We start from the raw sequence: 20,283 nt of genomic DNA, 5'->3' as shown, positions 1-20,283 counted from the left end.
GACGGGGCGAGGCGATGACGGCGTGGGTACGACGGATCAGGATCGGGCGGAACGGTTGGCGGCTGGGCCTGGCCCTGCTGCTGGCGCTGGGGCTTACCCAGGGCCTGCGCAGCAGCCATCTGGACAGCCAACTGCTGTTCTGGCTCGGCCAGCAGTGGCAGAGCGAACCCCGAACCTCCCTGGAGCTCGGTCGCTACCGGGTGGCGGTGGAAGCCAAGCCGGTGGCCGGCGTCACCGAGAATCTGTCCGACCTCAGCTATGACCCGGAGCGGGATCGGCTCTGGGCGGTGGTCAACAATCCGCCGGAGTTGCTGGCCCTGAGCCGTGACGGCGAGCTGCTGCAACGCCATCGCCTGGAAGGCTTCGACGACGTCGAGGGCGTGACCTATCTGGGCAACGACCGCCTGCTGCTGGCGGAAGAGGGCGCCAACGCCCTGACCCTGGTAGGCATCCCCGAGGGCGACGACGTCCTCCGGCGCAAGGACTATCGCAGCCTGACCCTGGATCTCTTCCCCCGCGCCAACCAGGGCTTCGAGGGGCTGGACTACGACGCCGTCCGCGATCGCCTGTTCGTGGTCAAGGAGCACTCGCCGCGCAAGCTCTATGAAATCCGTGGCCTGCTCAGGAGCTTCGACGGCGACTTCGCCCTGCGCATCATCGACCGCCAGGCCTGGCTGGACCAGGCGCCCAGCACCGGTGACCTGTCCGCAGTCCACGTCGATCGCCGGACCGGCCACCTGCTGCTGCTCAGCGACGAATCACGGGTGCTGACCGAACTCGACGACCAGGGCCATACCCTGGATACCCGCTCCCTGGTGGCGCCCTTCGGCGGCCTGTCACGGCGCATTCGCCAGCCGGAAGGGGTCACCCTGGATGGGGCCGGCAACCTCTATGTGGTCAGCGAGCCTAACCTGTTCTATCGCTACCAGAAGCGCTAAGAGCCTGTTCAAAGTCTGCTGCGCGTCGGCCAAACGGCGTTGAAGATGCCCTGGAAGGCCAGCCCCGTCGGAATGCTCATTTACCACTCGTAAACCCGAGCGCGGGTCCGATCCGCTTCCTCAGGCATTTTCGCCTTGTTTGTCTCTAGCTCGCGAGCCTTTGAATAGGCTCTGATCAGACGCCGCCCAATCGCTCCAACACGGCGGGGGTGTCCTGGGCGCCCATGGCGCGGGCCACGCTCAGCGCCGTGTTGCCGGCGGCGTCCCGGGCCTTGGGGTCGGCGCCCCGGGAGACCAGCAGTTCCACCATCTGCACATGATTGAACATGGCCGCCATCATCAGCGCGGTCTTGCCGTCGGGCATGGCGCCCTCCACGGCGGCGCCGTGCTCCAGCAGCAGTTCGGCCATCGGCAGGTTGTTCTTGAAGGCCGCGCCCGCCAGGGGCGACTGGCCCATGTCGTTGGCGAGGTTCGGGTCGGCCCGATGCTCCAGGAGCACGCGACTGGCCTCCAGATGACCGTGGTAGCTGGCCAGCATCAACAGGCTGTCGCCCTTGTGGTTGCGCAGATTGGGCGTCAGCCCCTTTTCCAGCACCAGAGCCAGCACCTCGGCATTGCCGGTGCGCGCGAGGTTGAACACCTCGGTGGCGAATTCCTGGGCTTCGTCGTCGGTCATGCGCTGGGGACCGTCTGCGGTCATGAGGTTCTCCTGGGCTGAAGGCGGGCGGGACCCTCGGGATCCCGGACGATAGGAGGGCAGACCCGAACGGCAGGGGGGAGTTCTCTCGCGGCGGCGAAAGAAGACCGCCGCGAAGGCGTGAGTCGGTTATAAAACGTCGCGAGCGGTTGTCAGACAGGTGTGTGCGGCGCGCAGGAGCCGGAGTGTACGAGTAGTACATGAGGATTCCGAGCACCGCACGTACCTGTATGGCGGACGCGCAGTAGTTTTATGAGCGGCTCTCAGCCGAACGTCGCGTGGGTCTCGGCATAGGCCTGCAACTCCGCCACGCTGTAGCTGCCGACCATCAGCACCGGGCCGTGGGCCGTGCCGATCTGCGCGGGCAGGGTGTCGAGAAAACCACCGGTAGGGGTCACCCCGAGGTTGGTGTATTCGGCGGCCGGCAGATGGAATTCGGCGATCAGGCGCGCCGCTTCGGCGATCCCGGCGGCCACGCTGAGTGGATGCAGGGCCGCCCCCAGCGGATTGACCTGGCCACCATTGTCGCCGTTGAACAGATGACCGACCTTGGCCGCCGCCTGGGTCAGGTCGTGCTGGTCGGCCTGGGCGCCGATCAGGAACAGCGAGCCATAGTGCGGCAGGCTGCCGCCGCCCTCGGCCTGGCTGACGAAGCTGGGCGCGAAGGGCTGCTCGCCGCGGATGTCGGAGCTGTAGTTGGCCACCGGATCGCCGAGGGTGACCACATTGACGAAATTACCCCCGTGACCGACCGCCTGTGCATCGCGGGGAATGCCCGAGGCCTCGAAGCTGATGCCGCCGAGACCGGTCTGCTGGGCGACGTAGGCCGCGGAGATGCCACCCAGGGAGTGGCCGGTGACGAAGATGTCCTGGGTGCCGTAACCCTGCTTGACCGCCGCCTCGATCACCTGATGGGCGAAGTCCAGCGACTGGCGCTGAGCGCTGGAGACCTGCTGGCCGAGGATCTGCAGATCGCTCAGCAGGCCACCGGCGGTGGACAGGGGGTCGATCAGCAGATTTTCGCCGCGGGTCGTGCCGGCATAGGTGATGAGCACCTGGTTCTCGGCGGTGATCCAGGTATGGGCCGTCGCGCCGTTGAGCGAGTCGTGCAGCGTCAGCTGCTGGCCATCGACCAGGAAGGGCCGCATGCCGTCGGGCGTGCCACCCAGCACGTACTCGCTGATGGCGCCGTTGAGGAATTCACTGACGGTGGGGGTACTGGCCGAGCTGGTCTGCGCCAGCGGCGTGGCCGCGGCGCTCTTCAACGTGTGCAGGTAGGTGAAGTTGCCGGGGCTGACGATGTCGCTGTTATCGAGCAGGCCATCGCTGGCCCAGGGGGAGGTTTTCTTGGACATGACGGCACCTTTGTTATTGTCGTGAGATGAACGTGGTGGCCAGGGCTTGCCGGGCAGGACCGCGGTAGGCGCCTGGGAAAAGCCCGCGAAAACCATCCTAGGACGGGCTCTGGCACGCGGCAAACCGGGAACCCGGGGGTCATTTCCGGACGCCCGAGGTCTGCGTCCAGGCCACCCCACTCCAGGGCGGGCCAGGCCTGCGGCAGTCCGGCGCCCCCTGGTCGACCCGCCGCGGGTTCGGGCTACACTGGGGGTCGACTCGACCCAAGAGGCTCCCATGACCGCCATTCGCCTGCCGTCCATCGACCGCCTGCTGCGCCATCCCGCTTCGCGTCCGCTGGAGGAGCGCCATGGTCGCGAGCAGGTCCTTGGCGGCTATCGCTCGCTGCTGGACGACCTGCGCGAGGCCCTGAGAGCCGGCACCCTGACCGCCGTGGAGGTGGAGGAGGGCGTGCTGGCCGGTCGCCTGGGCGAGCGCCTGGCGTTGCACAGCCAGCCGCGGGTGCGGCGGGTGTTCAACCTCACCGGCACGGTGCTGCACACCAACCTGGGGCGGGCGCTGCTCGCGGAAGAGGCGATCGCCGCGGTGACCGAGGCCGCGCGCCAGCCGATGAATCTGGAATTCGACCTGGCCACCGGCAAGCGCGGCGATCGTGACGACCTGGTCGCCGACCTGGTGCGCGAACTCACCGGCGCCGAGGCGGTGACCGTGGTCAACAACAACGCCGCGGCGGTCCTGCTGGCCCTGCATGCCATAGGCGCACGCAAGGAAGGGGTGCTGTCCCGCGGCGAGCTGATCGAGATCGGCGGTGCCTTCCGCATCCCCGACATCATGGCCCGCGCCGGGGTCAAGCTGGTGGAGGTGGGCACCACCAACCGCACCCATGCCCGCGACTACGAAGCCGCCATCGGCCCGCGCACCGCGCTGCTGATGCGGGTGCACACCAGCAACTACAGCGTCCAGGGCTTCACCGCCAGCGTGGCCACGGCGGAGCTGGCCGCCATTGCCCGCGCCCACAACGTCCCCCTGCTGGAAGACCTCGGCAGCGGCACCCTGGTGGACCTGACCCGCTGGGGGCTGCCCGCCGAACCCACGGTGCAGCAGGCACTGCGCGATGGCGCGGACCTGGTGACCTTCAGTGGCGACAAGCTGCTCGGCGGCCCCCAGTGCGGCCTCATCGTCGGTCGCCGTGACCTCATCGAGCGGATCAAGAAGAATCCGCTCAAGCGGGCGTTGCGGGTCGACAAGCTGACCCTGGCCGCCCTGGAGGCGACCCTGGCGCTCTATCGCGATCCGGATCGACTGGCCGAACGGCTGCCCAGCCTGCGCCTGCTATCCCGCCCGGCTGAGGCCATCACCACCCAGGCCGAAAGGCTGCTGCCGGCCTTCGCCGCCGTGCTGGGCGCGACCTATGCGGTCAGCGTGGAGCCGGCGCTGGGCATGATCGGCAGTGGCGCCCAGCCGGTGGCACGCCTGCCCGGGGCGGCGCTGTGCTGTCGCCCCCAGGTCAGCAAGCGCCTGCGTGGGCGCGCCTTGCGGCAGTTGGAAGAGGGCCTGCGCCAGCTCCCCATCCCGGTGGTGGGGCGCATCGACGCCGATGCGCTCTGGCTGGATCTGCGTCAGCTCGACGATGAAGCCGCCTTTCTGGCGCAGTTGCCGGCGCTGCTGCTGCCGGAGATTCGCTAAGAGCCTGTTCAAAGGCTCGCGAGCTAGAGCCAAACAAGGCCTAGGCGGCCCCACGAAAAGACCTGAGGAAGCGGATCGGACCCGCGCTCGGGTTTACGAGTGGTAAATGAGCATTCCGACCGGGCTGGCGACCCAGGGTCTTTTCAACGCCGTTTGGCCGACGCGCAGCAGCCTTTGAATAGGCGCTAACGAACGACCCAGCGCTGCCGGGCCCAGTTGCTCAGCAGATCCACGCCCAGCACCAGCACCAGCATCCCGAGGATCACGGTGGCGGCCTGGGCCTGCTGGAACAGGCTCAGGCTGAAGTACAGCTGCTGCCCGAGGCCGCCAGCGCCGACGAAGCCGAGGATGCTGGCCATGCGGATGTTGTTTTCCCAGCGATAGAGCAGGTAGGCCAGCAACTGTGGCCAGACCGCCGGCAGGGTGCCGTAGAGAAAGGCCGCCAGCGCGCCACCGCCGGCCAGGCGGATGGCCTCTGCCGGTGCCTTGGGGGCGTTTTCCAGGGCTTCGGCGAACAGCCGGCCGAGTACCCCGGCGGTATGCAGGGCCAGCGCCAGGGTCCCGGCGTTGGGGCCCAGGCCGGCGGCCAGCACCATCAGCGCCGCCCAGACCAGTTCCGGCACCGCGCGCAAGGCATTGAGCAGCAGCCGCGCCAGCGCCAGGGCGCCCAGGCCAAGGCGACCGGCCGCCGGCAGCGCCAGCAGGATGCCGAGCAGCCCGGCGAGCAGGGTACCCAGGGCCGACATGGCCAGGGTCTCCACCGCGCCGTGGGCCACGGCCGACAGCTGGGCGAGGGAGAAATCCGGCTGGAGAAAATCCGCCAGGAAGCTGCCCATCTGCGCCAGGGCGCGGGCACTCAGCAATTCGCCGAAGGCGGTGCCCAGGTAGCTGGCGGACGCCACCAGGGCGGCGCCCATGGCCAGCACCGTCAGAGCGCCGCGGCCCCGGCGCTGGCCACGTTCCACCTGGCGCAGCAGGCGACTGAGCACATCGGCCAAGAGCACCAGCATCAGGAAGGTCAGCAGCAGGCTGGCCACCTCGCCACCGGCGAACATGCGCAGCGACAGATCGACCTGCTGGCCGAGACCGCCGGCGCCGACGAAGCCCATCACCACCGAGGCGCGGATGGCGCATTCCCAGCGGTAGACGCTGTAGGAAATCATCTCGCCCGCGGCATTGGGCAGCACGCCATAGCCAAAGGCCTGCAGGCGACCGGCGCCCTGCAGCAGCAGGGCCCGCGCCGGGCGGGGATCGACCGATTCGAAGATCTCCGCATAGACCTTGCCCAGCATGCCGCCGTAGGTGATGGCAATGGCCAGCACCCCGGCGGTGGGACCCAGGCCCACGGCGCGGACGAACAGCAGCGCCCAGACGATCTCCGGCACGCTGCGCAGGACGATCAGCACCCCGCGGACCAGGCCGCGGAGCAGGCGTGGCGAGCGGCCTGGACGTCCGCCGCGGGGCAGGGCGGAGATCGACAGCACGCGGGTGGCGAGCAGGGCGGCGGGCAGGGCGAGCAGCACGGCCAGGGCCATGCCCAGGGTGGCGATGGCCAGGGTTTCCAGGGTGGCGCGCCCGAGCACGGCGAGAAAGTCGGCGTCATGGGCGGGCGGCCAGAAGCCGGCGAGAAAGCGGCCCATGGTGCGGGCGTTGTCGCCGGTGAAGAGGCCCGGCAGATCGAATTCCGCCAGGCGCAGCGTCGGCCAGGCCAGCAGCAGGGCCAGCAGGGTGAGCAGCAGACGGGGCCGGGCGGCCGGGTCCTGGCGGGGCGAGGTCAGCATCGCGGCAGGTCGAGCGGCGTCTCGGCCGGGGCCGGGGCCGGGGCCGGGGCCGGTGCGGCAGGCTGAAGGGTGGTGCTCAAGCCCTCGTTGGCATAAAGCGCGGCGAGATCGGCCGGGGTGACGGCGCTGGCGGGCTTGTCCCACAGCAGCCTACCGGCCCGCAGGCCGAGGATGCGCGGAAAGCGCTGCAACGCCAGTTCGACGTTGTGCAGGCTGGTGACCAGGGTGGTGCCCTGGCGTGCCGCGGCGTCGCTCAGCACCTCCAGGGTATGGGCGGCCAGCACCGGGTCCATGGCCGACACGGGTTCGTCGGCGAGCAGCAGCTGCGGCTGCTGGTAGAGCGCCCGGGCGATGCCGATGCGCTGCAGCTGGCCACCGGACAGCTGATCACAGGAGGCGTAGAGGCGATCGGCGAGATCCAGCGGCGCCAGGGCCGCCGCGGCGCCGGCGCGGTCCAGCGGGTGGACCAGGCTGACCAGGCTGCGCGCCAGCGACCACTGGCCGAGACGTCCGGCCAGCACCGCGGTGATGACGCGCTGGCGCGCCGGCAAGGGCGGCGCCTGGTGGATGAGGCCGATGCGGGCGCGCAACTGGCGCCGCGCCCGGTTGCCCAGGCTCCAAGGCTCCTGACCGAGCAGCTCGAGCTGACCCGCGACCGGCCGCAGCCCGGTGGCAAGCAGACGCAACAAGCTGGTCTTGCCCGCCCCGGACGGGCCGATCAGCGCGACCTGCTCACCCTGTCGCAGGGCGAGGTCGAGATCGGCCAGGGCAGGCGAGCCGTCGGCGTGTACCAGCGTCACGCCCCTGAGGGCGAGACTCACTTGAGCAGGCCGGCTGCCAGGGCGGAAGCCTCGATGCTCTTGTAGTTGTCTGGCGAGGTCGGCACGAAGCGGCTGGCCGCCTGCAGGTCGAGGATCGCCTTGTCGGCCGGCTTGGCCGGATCCAGGTCGAGGAAGGCCTGCTTGATCTTGGCCGCCAGTTGCGGATCCAGGTTGCCGCGCACCGTCCAGTTGTAGTCGTAGTAGGCCGGGGTCGTGGAGAGGACCCGGACCTTGCTGGTATCGACCTTGCCGGCATCGACCAGCTTCTTCCACACCGAGGCATTGAGCACGCCGGCATCGGCCTTGCCCGCGGCGACCCAGGCGACGGTGGCGTCATGGGCGCCGGAATAGGCCACCCGTGAGAAGAACTGCTCGGGGACGATGCCGTCCTGCTGCATGAAGTAGCGCGGCATCAGGCTGCCCGAGGTGGAAGAGACCGAACCGAAGGCGAAGGTCTTGCCCTTGAGGTCCTGCAGGGTCTTCACGACCGGGTCGGCGGTGATGAATTTGCTGGTGAACTGCTGATCTTCTTCGCGCTGCACCAGGGGGGTCATCGGCGCCTTGCGCTGCGCCTGGACGAAGGTGAAGCCGCCGAACCAGGCCAGGTCCAGACGATCCGAGGCCATGGCTTCCACCACGCCGGCATAGTCGGACACCGGCACGAACTTGACCGGCATGCCCAGGCGTTGCTCGAGGTATTCGCCCAGTGGCTTGAACTTGCGGATCAGCTCGGTGGGCGCCTCGTCGGGAATGGCCGAGACGCGCAGTTCGTCGACGGCGTGGGAGAGCAGGGACGTCAGGGACAGGGCCAGGCCTGCTGCCAGGGCCAGCGAACGCTTGAGCATGGGTTTCTCCGGTTCAATAGCGGAAAAAAAGGGGCTGCAGTATAGGGGGTGGCGCTGTTTTGCGCAGCCGGCTCGGAGCTGCAGGCCTTGCAGGATGCAGCTGCGAATGGCCCGACGGCTCTGGGAAGCGGCTATGCAGCGGACTCGACCTGGCGTCCGAGTCCGCTGCAGTGGTATCAGGGCGGGCTGGCGAGCGCTCAGGTCTCGTCGAAGAAGCGCTCGTTCCAGTCCACCAGGGGTTGCGGCGAATTGAGCTTCTGCCCGTAGATGACCGCGTAGGCCAGCACGTTCTGCACGTATTGCCGCGTCTCGTCGAAGGGAATGGTCTCCACCCAGACATCGAAAGCCAGGTGGCGGGCGCCGCTCAGCCAGCGCTTCACCCGCCCCGGGCCGGCGTTGTAGGCGGCCGAGGCCAGCACCCGGTTGCCGTTGAACTGGGCATGGACCATGGATAGGTAGGCGGTCCCCAGCTCGATGTTCTTTTCCGGGGTCAGCGCCTGCTGCGGCGAGGCCAGGGGAATGGCGAACTTGCTGGCGGTGTGGCTGGCGGTGGCCGGCATCAGCTGCATCAGGCCCATGGCGCCCACGCCGGAGCGCGCATCGGCCATGAAGCCGCTTTCCTGGCGGGTGATGGCGAACACCCAGCTGCTGTGCAGGCCACGGGTCTGGGCCTCGCGCACGAAGCTCTCGCGATAGGCGATGGGGAAGCGGATGTCCAGGTCGTCCCAGTACTTGGCCAGGCTGATGGTGCGGATCGCCGGGAAGTACCACTGCATGTCATAGGCCATGCGCGCCTGGGCCACCAGTTCGTCGCGGTTGAAGTGGCGGCTGACATAGAACCACTCGCGGCGGGCATTGATCGGTTCGCCGCGGGCGATGAATTCCAGGGCACGCTGCACGCCCGGGGTGTTGCGCACCTTGCGCTTGAGGGCGTCGCTGAGCATCAGCGGCTTGTTGTTGAGCTGATAGGGCGCCTTGCTGCGGTCGGCGGCGAGGAAGCCGTAGTAGTCACGCTCGCGACTGACCTCGGCGTATTCGCGCAGCACCGCCGGACTCTGCGGCTGCATCAGCTCCAGGGTGCGGGCGCGCCAGTATTCCCAGCGATTGGCCTTGGCCAGACTCGGCGGGAAGCGCTCGATCAGCGCATGGGCATCGCTCCAGCGACCCAGGCGCAAGAGCAGCCGGGCACGCCATTCGCTGACGTCGTCGTCCCGCAGCTCGGGGTCATAGCGCTCCATCAGCGGCAGGGCGCGCGGATCGAAGTTCTTCGCCAGGGTCAGGCCGATCTGGCGGGCGATGGCGACCTTTTCATCGCGGGTGAAGGGCATGCGCTGGCTGTAGACGTCGAGCAGGCTCATGGCCTGTTCCGGGTCCTGGCGCGCCAGCTTGCGCAGGCCCAGGCCGACCACGTCGGCGAGGCTTTCGCTGGCCGGGGCGAAGGCCTGGACATTGGCGATCTGCTGCGGCTTCTGGGCCACGTCGATCAGCCGCTGGGCCTGCCCGGACAGGGTCGGCAACTGGGTGGACAGGGTGCGTACCAGGCCGTACTCACCCTTGTCGGCGGCCAGCTTGGCGCGTTCCCAGGCCCGCTCCTCGGTGAGCTGGCCGCGCGCCGCCCAGGCTTGGAACAGGCCATCGCAGGTGGTCGGCTGGGCCTTGCCCACCAGCCAGTATTTCTCCGCCAGCTTGAAGCCCTCGCTGGCGTTGCCCTGGGCGATCAGGTACTGGCCGTGCAGGCAGTCCAGTTCGGTGAAGTTGAAGTCCGGCGAATAGTATTTCTCGAAGCGATTCCAGTCGCCGCGGTCGGCCAGGCCGCGCAGCCAGCGCAGGCGCAGCCAGTTGGACTGCGGCAGATCGCCATGCTCGGCGAGAAAGGTCTCGATCTCGGCATCGCTGGCGCCGGGGACGCGCTTGATCAGTTCGTCGTAGGCCAGGTAAGGCTCCAACGGATAGGTCCGCAATTCTCCGCGATTGGCCAGGTAGACGCTGGCGTCGCCGCGGTCCAGCGCCGCCTTGGCCTGGTCGTAGAGTTGCCGCTGCTGCTCCAGGGGAGCGGCTTGCGAGGTGGTGGAGCCGATCAGGGGAGCGAGGAGCAGGGGCAGGATGAGGAACAGGCGACCGCGCATGGGAATTCCGTAAAAGCTGGATGCGGAGGGGGTGGCGCACGCTGCGCAAGGCAGGCGGCCGACCGTCACGGGGCAGTCTAGCTTACGTGCCGGCGCCAGGCGGCGAAAGCGTTGGCCATGGCCTGCCGTCGGGCGGTCCGGGCGTTTCGCCGGCTCGTACCGACCGGCGCCAGGGTAGGTGTCTCTGTTAGACTGGTTGGCCTTTTTCGCGGAGAAACCCATGGCGCTGCTCAAGTTCACCAACGTATCCCTGGCCTTTGGCGTCACCCCCTTGCTGGACGGGGTGTCCTGGCAGATCGAGCGGGGCGAGCGGGTATGCATCATCGGCCGCAACGGCACCGGCAAATCCAGCCTGCTGCGCATCGTCAAGGGCGAGCAGCAGGCCGATGACGGCGAGGTTTGGCGCGCCCCGGCGATCAAGATCGGCGAACTGCCGCAGGAATTGCCACGGGCCGACGACCGCTCGGTGTTCGACGTGGTGGCCGCGGGCCTGGCCGGTGTCGGCGAATTGCTCGCCGAGTACCACCACCTGACCCAGGACACCAGCGGCGAACTGGACATGGAGCGGCTCATGCACGTCCAGCAGGAGCTGGAGGCGCGCGATGGCTGGCGCCTGCAGCAACTGGTGGACAGCACCCTGAGCCGGCTGCAGCTGCCGGCGGAAAAGACCCTCGCCGAACTGTCCGGCGGCTGGCGGCGGCGCGTGCTGCTGGCCCAGGCGCTGGTGGCCGAGCCGGATCTGCTGCTGCTCGACGAACCCACCAACCACCTGGACATCGGCGCCATCGCCTGGCTGGAAGACGCCCTGCGCGGCTATCCCGGCGCCGTGCTGTTCATCACCCACGACCGCGCCTTCCTCCAGGCCTTGGCCACCCGCATCCTCGAACTGGATCGCGGCAACCTGATCGACTGGCAAGGCGACTACGCCAGCTTCCTGGTGCACAAGGAGCAGCAGCTGGCGGCGGAAGAGACCGCCAATGCGCTGTTCGACAAGCGCCTGGCCCAGGAAGAAGTCTGGATCCGCCAGGGCATCAAGGCCCGCCGTACCCGCAACGAAGGTCGCGTCCGCGCCCTCAAGGCCATGCGCAACGAACGCAGCGAGCGCCGTGAGCGCCAGGGCAAGGCCAACCTCCTGCTGGAGACGGCCGACAAGTCCGGCAAGCAGGTCATCCTCGCCGAGCACATGAGCTATGCCCATCCGGGCGGCGAACCTCTGATCCGCGACCTGACCCTGCTGATCCAGCGCGGTGACCGCATCGGCCTGCTTGGCCCCAACGGCTCCGGCAAGACCACCCTGCTCAAGCTGCTGCTGGGCGATCTGCAGCCGACCACCGGCAAGATCCAGTACGGCACCAAGCTGGAGATCGCCTATTTCGACCAGCTGCGCCTGCAACTGGAACCGGAAAAGACCGTGATCGACAACCTCGCCGAGGGTCGTGAATTCATCACCATCAATGGCCAGGATCGCCACGTGCTGAGCTACCTGGGCGACTTCCTGTTCAGCCCCCAGCGTGCCCGCACGCCGGTCAAGGCACTGTCCGGTGGCGAACGCGCGCGCCTGCTGCTGGCCAAGCTGTTCAGCAAGCCGGCCAACCTGCTGGTGCTGGACGAACCCACCAACGACCTCGACGTCGAGACCCTGGAGCTGCTGGAAGAGGTGCTGCTGAGTTTCGAGGGCACCGTGCTGATGGTCAGCCACGACCGGGCCTTCCTCGACAACGTGGTGACCAGCACCCTGGTGTTCGAAGGGGAAGGGCGGGTACGGGAATACGTCGGTGGCTACCAGGACTGGCTGCGTCAGGGCGGCTCGCCGCGCCTGTTGGGCGTGCAGACCCGCGAGGACAGCAAGGCCGCGCCAGCGGCTGCCAAGGTCGAGCCCGCACCCGCGGCGGCCCCGGTGGCCGCAGCCGCCGCACCGGCCAAGCGCAAGCTCAGCTACAAGGAGCAGCGTGAGCTGGACGCCCTGCCAGGTGCCATCGAAACCGCGGAAATCGAACTGGAAGCCCTGCAGACCGCCATCGCCGATCCTGGCTTCTACCAGCTGCCGAGTGAGGTCACCCAGGCCAAGCTCGCCCGCATGGACGCGCTACAGGCCGAGCTGGATCGCCTCATCGAGCGCTGGGCCGAACTGGAGTAATCCAGCCCGGCCACCGGATCAGGCCTTGTCTTTCTTCAGGGCCACCGCGAGGGTGTCGCAGGGCGCGCCGTGCAGCAGGTCGTTGGACGTCGAGCCCAGGAGCAGCGCCAGGCCATGACGACCATGGCTGCCGACCACGATCAGGTCGCAGCCCTGTTCCTTGGCCATGCGGTGGATCTCCTGGCGCGGCTGCCCATAGGCCAGCACGCAGTTGCCGGCCAGCTCGGCGTACTGGGTGGTGAAGCCGTCCAGTCGCTCGCGGGCCTGCTCGATCTGCTGCTGCTGCAACGACGACAGATCCATGGGCACGTCACCGCCAAAGGCCATCGCCATGGGCTCGACCACGTGCACCAGCGACACCTTGCTGCCACAGCACTGACCCAGGGCCACGGCGCGACGGATCACCGGCTGGCAATCTTCGGTCAGGTCGACGGCAACCAATATGTGTTGGTAGGCCATACACATCTCTCCTTCATGATGGGGCGCCAGACCGTACCGTGGCTGGCGCTCGATTCGCGGGCTTAAGGTTCTGGCCGAGCAGAGCCGGCTTTCGCTCGGCAACTGTTCAGGCAGACGCTCGCCCACTTGTAGTTTCGACTCCAGGAGTCGGGGATAGCTCCACGGCTATCTTGCACAGAAGTGCGCCAAGCTCAAGCGCCCGCCGCGCGAACCCCCGGTCGCGCTTTCCCCGCGTGTCCCAATTGACAAGCGCCCGCTTTTGCCAGAAGGTTGTGCGAGCCGTTCAAACGGTTGTATGAATTTTCGCCCCGGCCCGGCCGGTGCCCTCCACAGAACAATATCGGGGCTGGCGATTCTCGGCTTCCACCCAAGCCGCCGCCCGCCTCGCGACCAGGACTCAAGGGAGACCCGCTGATGATTTTCGAAGGCAAAGCCCTTTCGGTGCGCGACGTGGAGGACGGCATCGCCGAACTTCGCTTCGACCTCCAAGGCGAATCGGTCAACAAGTTCAGCGCCATCACCCTGCGCGAATTCCGCCAGGCCGTGGATGCCCTGAAAGCCCACGCCGGCCTGCGCGGCGTCATCGTCACCAGCGGCAAGGACGTCTTCATCGTCGGCGCCGACATCACCGAATTCGTCGAGATGTTCGGCCGGCCGACCGAAGAGCTGCAGGCCGGCATCGCCGAGATCAACCGCATCTTCAACGACTTCGAAGACCTGCCGGTACCCACCGTGGCCGCCGTGGGCGGCATCGCCCTGGGTGGCGGTTGCGAGATGACCCTGGCCGCCGACTACCGGGTGCTCAGCACCGCGGCGCGCATCGGCCTGCCGGAAGTCAAGCTGGGCATCTATCCGGGCTGGGGTGGCACCGTCCGCCTGCCGCGCCTGATCGGCAGCGACAACGCCATCGAGTGGATCGCTTCCGGCAAGGAAAACGACGCCGCCACTGCCCTCAAGGTCGGCGTGGCCGATGCCGTGGTCGCCTCCGAGCATCTGTTCGACGCCGCCCTGGACCTGGTCCGCCGCGCCGCCGCCGGCGAGCTGGACTACCGCGCCAAGCGCAAGCCCAAGCTGGAAAAGCTGCAGCTCAATGCCATCGAAGCCATGATGGCCTTCGAATCGGCCAAGGGCTTCGTCGCGAGCCAAGCCGGTCCGCACTATCCGGCACCGCTGGAAGCCATCAAGGCGATCCAGAAGTCCGCCAACTACGGCCGCGACAAGGCCCTAGAAGTCGAAGGCGCCGGTTTCGCCAAGATGGCCCAGACCTCGGTGTCCGCCAGCCTGGTCGGCCTGTTCCTCAATGACCAGGCGCTCAAGCGCAAGGCCAAGGTACTGGAAAAGCAGGCCGCGCGGGTCAAGCTGACCAGTGTGCTGGGCGCCGGCATCATGGGTGGCGGTATCGCCTACCAGTCCGCGCTCAAGGGTACGCCGATCCTGATGAAGGACATTCGCGACGAAGCCCTGGAGCTGGGCCTGAGCGAAGCCAGCAAGCTGCTCAACAAGCGGGTCGAGAAGGGTCGCCTGGAGCCGGTGAAGATGGCCGAGGCGCTCAATCGCATCCGCCCGACCCTGTCCTATGGCGACTTCAAGAGTGTCGACCTGGTGGTCGAGGCCGTGGTCGAGAATCCCAAGGTCAAGCAAGCCGTTCTGGCCGAGGTGGAAGGCCAGGTGCGCGAGGACGCCATCCTCACCTCCAACACCTCCACCATTTCCATCAGCCTGCTGGCCCAGGCGCTCAAGCGTCCGGAAAACTTCTGCGGCATGCACTTCTTCAACCCGGTGCACATGATGCCCCTGGTCGAGGTGATCCGCGGCGAGAAGACCAGCGAGAAGGCCATCGCCACTACCGTGGCCTATGCCCGCCAGATGGGCAAGAACCCCATCGTGGTCAACGACTGCCCCGGCTTCCTGGTCAACCGCATCCTCTTCCCGTACTTCGGCGGCTTCGCCGCGCTGCTGGCCCAGGGTGCCGACTTCCAGCGCGTCGACCGGCTGATGGAAAGATTCGGCTGGCCCATGGGCCCGGCCTACCTGATGGACGTGGTGGGCATGGACACCGCCCATCACGCCCGTGACGTCATGGCCGAGGGCTTCCCCGAGCGCATGAAGGAAAGCCGCAAGACCGCGGTGGACGCCCTCTACGAAGCCCAGCGCTTCGGCCAGAAGAACGGCAAGGGCTTCTATGTCTACGAGACCGACAAGAAGGGCAAGCCGAAGAAGGTCGCCGACCCGGCCGTGGCCGAGGTGCTGGCACCGGTCACCTACGAGCAGCGTGAATTCACCGACGAGGAGATCGTCGAGCGGATGATGGTGCCGCTGTGCCTGGAAGCCGTGCGCTGCCTGGAAGACGGCATCGTCGACAGCGCCGCCGAGGCCGACATGGGCCTGATCTACGGCATCGGCTTCCCACCCTTCCGTGGGGGCGCGCTGCGCTACATCGACAGCCTGGGCGTGGCCGAATTCGTCGCCATGGCCGACCAGTACGCCGACCTCGGGCCGCTGTATCACCCGACCCCCAAACTCCGCGAAATGGCCGCCGCTGGCCAACGCTTCTTCGGTTGAGCCTGGAGTAAAGAAATGAGTCTGAATCCGAGAGACGTCGTCATCGTCGACTTCGCCCGCACGCCCATGGGCCGTTCCAAGGGCGGCATGCACCGCAACACTCGCGCCGAGACCCTGTCCGCGCGGCTGATCGACGCGGTCCTCGACCGCAATCCCCAGGTCAATCCGGCCGAGGTGGAAGACGTGATCTGGGGCTGCGTCAACCAGACCCTGGAGCAGGGCTGGAACATCGCCCGCATGGCCTCGCTGCTGACCCGCATTCCGCACACCAGCGGCGCCCAGACGGTGAGCCGGCTGTGCGGTTCCTCCATGAGCGCCCTGCACACCGCCGCCCAGGCGATCCAGACCGGCAACGGCGACGTCTTCGTCGTCGGCGGGGTGGAGCACATGGGCCACGTCGGCATGATGCACGGCGTCGATCCGAATCCCCAGCTGTCGCTGCACGCCGCCAAGGCCTCCGGCATGATGGGCCTGACCGCCGAGATGCTGGGCAAGATGCACGGCATCACCCGCGAGGCCCAGGACCAGTTCGGCTACCGCTCGCACCAGCTGGCCTGGAAAGCCACCCAGGAAGGCAAGTTCAAGGACGAGATCATTCCCCTGGAAGGTCACGACGAGAACGGTTTCCTCAAGGTCTTCAGCCAGGACGAGACCATCCGTCCGGAAACTACCCTCGAAGGCCTGGCGGCCCTGAAGCCGGCCTTCAATCCCAAGGGCGGTACCGTGACCGCGGGCACCTCGTCGCAGATCACCGACGGTGCTTCCTGCATGCTGGTCATGTCGGCCCAGCGCGCCCAGGACCTCGGCTTGCAGCCGCTGGCCAGGATCCGCGCCATGGCCGTGGCGGGCGTCGATCCGGCGATCATGGGCTACGGTCCGGTCCCGGCCTCGCAGAAGGCGCTCAAGCGCGCTGGCCTGACCATGGCCGACATCGACTTCATTGAGCTCAACGAAGCCTTCGCCGCCCAGGCCCTGCCGGTGCTCAAGGACCTCAAGGTGCTCGACAAGATGGAGGAGAAGGTCAACCTGCATGGGGGCGCCATCGCCCTGGGTCACCCCTTCGGTTGCTCTGGCGCCAGGATTTCAGGCACGCTGTTGAATGTCATGAAACAGAATGACGGCACCTTCGGCCTGGCCACCATGTGTGTGGGGCTCGGCCAGGGCATCACCACGGTGTTCGAACGCCTGCGCTGATCCGCCGCAGCGTGCGTCATCCGACCGGGGCGCCCCCAGGGCTGCCCCGGTTTTCTTTTTTCGAGGTGGAACATGGCATTGCAGACGGGACTCTACCGGCACTACAAGGGTCAGCAGTATCGGGTGCTGGGTCTGGCCCGGCATTCCGAGACCGAAGAAGAGCTGGTCATCTATCAGGCGTTGTATGGTGAATATGGTCTCTGGGCGCGTCCCCTGAGCATGTTTCGCGAGAGCGTCCAGGTGGATGGCGAGCAGGTGCCGCGCTTCGCGCTGATCAGCGTCGAAGCCGATCCCTTGGGTCTGGATGCCACGCCGCAGCCTTGACCTTGCCGACATCGCCACTATATATAGCGGTGCCGCGTTGGCCGACCGCCCCCGGCGCACCAGACTGAAATCGGTCTGGTCCTCCATTCGCCTTTATGGCGCTCGCCTTTCGCTCGCTTACCGCCTTCAAGCAGGAATCTGACTCTCCCATGGGTAAATCGCTGGTCATCGTGGAATCCCCGGCCAAGGCCAAGACCATCAACAAGTACCTGGGCAACCAGTACGTGGTGAAGTCGAGCATCGGCCACATCCGCGACCTTCCCACCAGCGGCGCCGGCACCGCCAAGGAGCCCGCCGCCAAGACGCGCAAGACCGCCGCCGAGGCGCCCGCGCTGTCACCCAAGGAAAAGGCCCGGCGCCAGCTGTTCGCCCGCATGGGCGTCGACCCCGAGCACGGCTGGAAGGCGCACTACGAGATCCTGCCCGGCAAGGAAAAGGTGATCGAAGAGCTGCGCCGCCTGGCCAAGGACGCCGATACCGTCTATCTCGCAACCGACTTGGACCGCGAAGGGGAGGCCATCGCCTGGCACCTGCGGGAAGCCATCGGTGGCGACGACTCGCGCTACAAGCGCGTGGTCTTCAACGAGATCACCAAGAAGGCCATCCAGGAAGCCTTCTCCCGGCCCGGCGAGCTGGACATCAATCGCGTCAACGCCCAGCAGGCGCGTCGCTTCCTCGACCGCGTGGTCGGTTACATGGTCTCGCCGCTGCTGTGGTCGAAGATCGCCCGTGGCCTGTCCGCCGGTCGGGTGCAATCCGTCGCGGTCAAGCTGGTGGTGGAGCGCGAACGCGAGATCCGCGCCTTCGTCCCCGAGGAGTATTGGGAGATCCATGCCGACCTGGCCACGCCGAAGAAGGCCCAGGTGCGTTTCGAAGTGGTGCGTGAGAAGGGCGAAGCCTTCAAGCCGCTGAACGAAGCCCAGGCCGAGGCCGCCCTGACCAAGCTGGAAAAAGCCGCCTATCGCATCGCCAAGCGCGAAGACAAGCCGACCAGCAGCCGGCCCTCGGCACCCTTCATCACCTCCACCCTGCAGCAGGCGGCGAGCAATCGCCTGGGCTTCGGGGTGAAGAAGACCATGATGATGGCCCAGCGTCTCTATGAGGCCGGCTACATCACCTACATGCGTACCGACTCGACCAACCTGTCGGGCGATGCCATCGCCATGGCCCGCGGCTACATCGAGAGCGAATTCGGCAAGCAGTACCTGCCGGAAAAAGCCAATGTCTACGGCAGCCGTGAAGGCGCCCAGGAAGCGCACGAGGCCATCCGCCCGTCCGACGTCAACGTCAAGCCCAACAGCCTGTCGGGCATGGAGCGTGACGCCGAGCGCCTGTACGAGCTGATCTGGCGCCAGTTCCTGGCCTGCCAGATGCCGCCGGCCGAGTACCTGTCCACCACGGTGACCGCCGCGGCGGGTGACTTCGAGCTGCGTGCCCGCGGTCGTATCCTCAAGTTCGATGGCTACACTCGCGTCCTGCCGCAACAGAGCAAGCCGGGCGACGATGACGTCCTGCCCGAGATGAAGCAGGGCGAGGACCTCGGCCTGGTCAAGCTCGACCCGAGCCAGCACTTCACCAAGCCACCGGCCCGCTTCTCCGAAGCCAGCCTGGTCAAGGAACTGGAGAAGCGCGGCATCGGCCGGCCGTCGACCTATGCCGCCATCATTTCCACCATCCAGGATCGTGGCTACGTGACGGTGCACAACCGCCGGTTCTATGCCGAGAAGATGGGCGACATCGTCACCGACCGGTTGAACGAAAGCTTCGCCAACCTGATGGACTTCAGCTTCACCGCCAACATGGAAGGCAACCTGGACAACGTGGCCCAGGGCGAGCGGGACTGGAAGAACCTGCTCGACGAATTCTATGGCGACTTCAAGCAGAAGCTGGAAACCGCCGAGGCCGGCGAGAAGGGCATGAGGGCCAACCAGCCAACCCTGACCGACATTCCCTGCCAGGTCTGCGGTCGCCCGATGATGATCCGTACCGCCTCCACCGGGGTCTTCCTCGGCTGCTCGGGCTATGCCCTGCCGCCCAAGGAACGCTGCAAGGCCACCATCAACCTGGTGCCGGGTGACGAGATCGCCGAGGACGACGAGGGCGAGTCCGAGTCCCTGGTCCTGCGCGGCAAGCATCGGTGCCCCATCTGCAGCACGGCGATGGATGCCTATCTGATCGACGAGCATCGCAAGCTGCACGTCTGCGGCAACAACCCGGACTGCCCGGGCTACGAGATCGAAGAGGGCAGCTATCGCATCAAGGGCTATGAAGGCCCGTCGCTCGAATGCGACAAGTGCGGCAGCGAGATGCAGCTCAAGACCGGCCGCTTTGGCAAGTTTTTCGGCTGTACCAACCCGGCCTGCAAGAACACCCGCAAGTTGCTCAAGAACGGCGAGCCGGCCCCGCCGAAGATGGATGCGGTGCCCATGCCGGAGCTGCGTTGCGAAAAGGTCGACGACACCTATGTGCTGCGCGATGGCGCTTCGGGTTTGTTCCTGGCCGCCAGCGGCTTCCCGAAGAATCGCGAGACTCGCGCGCCGTTGGTCAGCGAATTGCTGCCCCATCGCGACGAGATCGATCCCAAGTACCATTATCTGCTCAGTGCCCCGGTGAAGGATTCCGAAGGCCGGCCGGCGGTGATCCGCTTCAGCCGCAAGACCAAGGAGCAGTACGTACAGACCGAGGTCGAGGGCAAGCCCACCGGCTGGAAGGCCTTCTACGACGGTAAGAAGTGGCAGGTGGAAGAAAAGCGCTAGGGCCTCTGGCGCTAGCGGCAGACAGGCGACCGGCGTGAGCCGGCGGCAGGAGAAGGGCATGGCCAACGAGCGTTATACCCGTACCAACCAGAAGCTGTACTTCGCCGGTCTGGCCCTGGAAAGCTGGCGCCTGACCCAGGCTGCGCCTTCGGCGCAAAGCCAGGGTCGCATCATGGCTGAACGTGAAGCCTGCCTGTTCCACCTGCACGGCGCCTTGCTGGGCCTCTGTCAGGAAGTGGCGGGCTTCTATCGTCATCCCAGCATGGAGGCCACGTCGCTGGCCGTCCTGCTCGCCCCCGCAACGCTCGCTGAAAGTCCTAGTCCCGAAATGGGCGAACTGATCGAATTGGCAGGCAATCCGGAAACCTGGCTGGCGCGACTGATCGCCGAGTACCAGCGGCTGCTGCAACCGCCTCAGGCACCGCGGCGACCCAAACAGGACCCGACCCTGGCTCTGATCGAGGCGGTCAGCCTGGAGCCGGCCGAGCCGGAACTGGGTCTTGAAGAGGTGGAAGCCTGGCGTGAAAGTCTCAAGCAGACGGCGCTCAGATTCCGCGGCGCCATGACCGAGTGGTAAACCCCTACCCGCTACAACGCAGCA

At 67.0% G+C, this 20,283-nt stretch carries 15 protein-coding genes, 1 other RNA gene and 1 pseudogene; 8 read left to right on the top strand and 9 right to left on the bottom strand.

Features of this window, described 5'->3' with window-relative positions; genetic code table 11:
* The first annotated feature begins 14 nt into the window (after nt 1-14).
* Nucleotides 15-938: an SdiA-regulated domain-containing protein gene (locus RCF34_RS06745; protein ID WP_308707445.1), complete on the top strand. Its 924-nt coding sequence runs from the start codon at nt 15-17 to the stop codon at nt 936-938.
* A gap of 175 nt (nt 939-1,113) precedes the next feature.
* Here the strand turns inward: RCF34_RS06745 and RCF34_RS06740 are convergent, their stop codons facing one another.
* From RCF34_RS06740 to RCF34_RS06730, 3 genes are all read right to left on the bottom strand, one after another.
* The gene (locus RCF34_RS06740; protein ID WP_308707444.1) at nt 1,114-1,638 is read right to left on the bottom strand and encodes an ankyrin repeat domain-containing protein; all 525 of its coding nucleotides are present in this window, start codon (nt 1,636-1,638) and stop codon (nt 1,114-1,116) included.
* A gap of 124 nt (nt 1,639-1,762) precedes the next feature.
* Nucleotides 1,763-1,837: non-coding RNA, sX9 sRNA (locus tag RCF34_RS06735), on the bottom strand.
* 61 nt (nt 1,838-1,898) lie between these two features.
* Nucleotides 1,899-2,990 (bottom strand): hypothetical protein, encoded by a 1,092-nt coding sequence (locus tag RCF34_RS06730; RefSeq protein ID WP_308707443.1) that lies wholly within the window; start codon nt 2,988-2,990, stop codon nt 1,899-1,901.
* Nucleotides 2,991-3,267: 277 nt separating this feature from the next.
* Here RCF34_RS06730 and selA point away from each other — a divergent pair, with 277 nt between their 5' ends.
* Entirely contained in the window at nt 3,268-4,677 is a 1,410-nt protein-coding gene (gene selA, locus RCF34_RS06725; RefSeq protein WP_308707442.1) for an L-seryl-tRNA(Sec) selenium transferase, read from the top strand.
* A gap of 185 nt (nt 4,678-4,862) precedes the next feature.
* Here selA and phnE read toward each other — a convergent pair whose 3' ends face one another.
* From phnE to RCF34_RS06700, 5 genes and pseudogenes are all read right to left on the bottom strand, one after another.
* The gene (gene phnE, locus RCF34_RS06720) at nt 4,863-5,603 is read right to left on the bottom strand and encodes a phosphonate ABC transporter, permease protein PhnE (RefSeq protein WP_374941165.1); all 741 of its coding nucleotides are present in this window, start codon (nt 5,601-5,603) and stop codon (nt 4,863-4,865) included.
* A 42-nt stretch (nt 5,604-5,645) separates the two neighbouring features.
* Nucleotides 5,646-6,458: pseudogene (locus RCF34_RS06715) on the bottom strand (PhnE/PtxC family ABC transporter permease); the annotation flags it as partial.
* Nucleotides 6,452-7,279: an ATP-binding cassette domain-containing protein gene (locus RCF34_RS06710; RefSeq protein WP_308707441.1), complete on the bottom strand. Its 828-nt coding sequence runs from the start codon at nt 7,277-7,279 to the stop codon at nt 6,452-6,454. The pseudogene RCF34_RS06715 and the gene RCF34_RS06710, both read right to left, overlap by 7 nt.
* Entirely contained in the window at nt 7,276-8,124 is an 849-nt protein-coding gene (locus tag RCF34_RS06705; protein ID WP_308707440.1) for a putative selenate ABC transporter substrate-binding protein, read from the bottom strand. The genes RCF34_RS06710 and RCF34_RS06705 overlap by 4 nt, the downstream gene beginning before the upstream one ends.
* Before the next feature lie 197 nt (nt 8,125-8,321).
* Complete coding sequence (locus RCF34_RS06700) at nt 8,322-10,250, bottom strand: transglycosylase SLT domain-containing protein (RefSeq protein ID WP_308707439.1); 1,929 nt, start codon at nt 10,248-10,250, stop codon at nt 8,322-8,324.
* A 220-nt stretch (nt 10,251-10,470) separates the two neighbouring features.
* Between RCF34_RS06700 and RCF34_RS06695 the strand changes: the two genes are divergently transcribed.
* Nucleotides 10,471-12,387: an ATP-binding cassette domain-containing protein gene (locus tag RCF34_RS06695; RefSeq protein WP_308707438.1), complete on the top strand. Its 1,917-nt coding sequence runs from the start codon at nt 10,471-10,473 to the stop codon at nt 12,385-12,387.
* A gap of 18 nt (nt 12,388-12,405) precedes the next feature.
* Here the strand turns inward: RCF34_RS06695 and RCF34_RS06690 are convergent, their stop codons facing one another.
* Nucleotides 12,406-12,846 (bottom strand): universal stress protein, encoded by a 441-nt coding sequence (locus RCF34_RS06690; protein ID WP_007162381.1) that lies wholly within the window; start codon nt 12,844-12,846, stop codon nt 12,406-12,408.
* Between the two features lie 414 nt (nt 12,847-13,260).
* Here RCF34_RS06690 and fadB point away from each other — a divergent pair, with 414 nt between their 5' ends.
* The 5 genes from fadB to RCF34_RS06665 all read left to right on the top strand — a co-directional run bounded on the left by fadB (nt 13,261) and on the right by RCF34_RS06665 (nt 20,259).
* Nucleotides 13,261-15,408, top strand: coding sequence for a fatty acid oxidation complex subunit alpha FadB (fadB, locus tag RCF34_RS06685; protein WP_308707437.1), 2,148 nt, complete (start codon nt 13,261-13,263; stop codon nt 15,406-15,408).
* Nucleotides 15,409-15,423: 15 nt separating this feature from the next.
* The gene (fadA, locus tag RCF34_RS06680; RefSeq protein WP_308707436.1) at nt 15,424-16,602 is read left to right on the top strand and encodes an acetyl-CoA C-acyltransferase FadA; all 1,179 of its coding nucleotides are present in this window, start codon (nt 15,424-15,426) and stop codon (nt 16,600-16,602) included.
* A 72-nt stretch (nt 16,603-16,674) separates the two neighbouring features.
* Complete coding sequence (locus RCF34_RS06675; protein WP_026083700.1) at nt 16,675-16,926, top strand: DUF1653 domain-containing protein; 252 nt, start codon at nt 16,675-16,677, stop codon at nt 16,924-16,926.
* A gap of 149 nt (nt 16,927-17,075) precedes the next feature.
* Entirely contained in the window at nt 17,076-19,682 is a 2,607-nt protein-coding gene (gene topA / locus RCF34_RS06670) for a type I DNA topoisomerase (RefSeq protein WP_308707435.1), read from the top strand.
* Nucleotides 19,683-19,740: 58 nt separating this feature from the next.
* A complete protein-coding gene (locus tag RCF34_RS06665; protein ID WP_308707434.1) occupies nt 19,741-20,259 on the top strand; it encodes a DUF6586 family protein in 519 nt (172 codons plus the stop codon).
* The last annotated feature ends 24 nt before the right edge of the window (nt 20,260-20,283 follow it).

This window comes from Pseudomonas sp. 102515, assembly GCF_031085165.1.
Classification (GTDB): domain Bacteria; phylum Pseudomonadota; class Gammaproteobacteria; order Pseudomonadales; family Pseudomonadaceae; genus Chryseomonas.
This window is presented reverse-complemented; position numbering and strand designations above follow the sequence as displayed.

Excerpts from the sequence above, each read along its gene's own strand:
- RCF34_RS06745 (WP_308707445.1), top strand. The coding sequence starts at position 15 with ATGACGGCGTGGGTACGACGGATCAGGATCGGGCGGAACGGTTGGCGG.
- RCF34_RS06690 (WP_007162381.1), bottom strand. The coding sequence starts at position 12,846 with ATGGCCTACCAACACATATTGGTTGCCGTCGACCTGACCGAAGATTGC.
- fadB (WP_308707437.1), top strand. The coding sequence starts at position 13,261 with ATGATTTTCGAAGGCAAAGCCCTTTCGGTGCGCGACGTGGAGGACGGC.
- RCF34_RS06705 (WP_308707440.1), bottom strand. The coding sequence starts at position 8,124 with ATGCTCAAGCGTTCGCTGGCCCTGGCAGCAGGCCTGGCCCTGTCCCTG.
- RCF34_RS06675 (WP_026083700.1), top strand. The coding sequence starts at position 16,675 with ATGGCATTGCAGACGGGACTCTACCGGCACTACAAGGGTCAGCAGTAT.
- selA (WP_308707442.1), top strand. The coding sequence starts at position 3,268 with ATGACCGCCATTCGCCTGCCGTCCATCGACCGCCTGCTGCGCCATCCC.
- RCF34_RS06740 (WP_308707444.1), bottom strand. The coding sequence starts at position 1,638 with ATGACCGCAGACGGTCCCCAGCGCATGACCGACGACGAAGCCCAGGAA.
- RCF34_RS06665 (WP_308707434.1), top strand. The coding sequence starts at position 19,741 with ATGGCCAACGAGCGTTATACCCGTACCAACCAGAAGCTGTACTTCGCC.
- topA (WP_308707435.1), top strand. The coding sequence starts at position 17,076 with ATGGGTAAATCGCTGGTCATCGTGGAATCCCCGGCCAAGGCCAAGACC.
- RCF34_RS06700 (WP_308707439.1), bottom strand. The coding sequence starts at position 10,250 with ATGCGCGGTCGCCTGTTCCTCATCCTGCCCCTGCTCCTCGCTCCCCTG.
- RCF34_RS06730 (WP_308707443.1), bottom strand. The coding sequence starts at position 2,990 with ATGTCCAAGAAAACCTCCCCCTGGGCCAGCGATGGCCTGCTCGATAAC.
- fadA (WP_308707436.1), top strand. The coding sequence starts at position 15,424 with ATGAGTCTGAATCCGAGAGACGTCGTCATCGTCGACTTCGCCCGCACG.
- RCF34_RS06695 (WP_308707438.1), top strand. The coding sequence starts at position 10,471 with ATGGCGCTGCTCAAGTTCACCAACGTATCCCTGGCCTTTGGCGTCACC.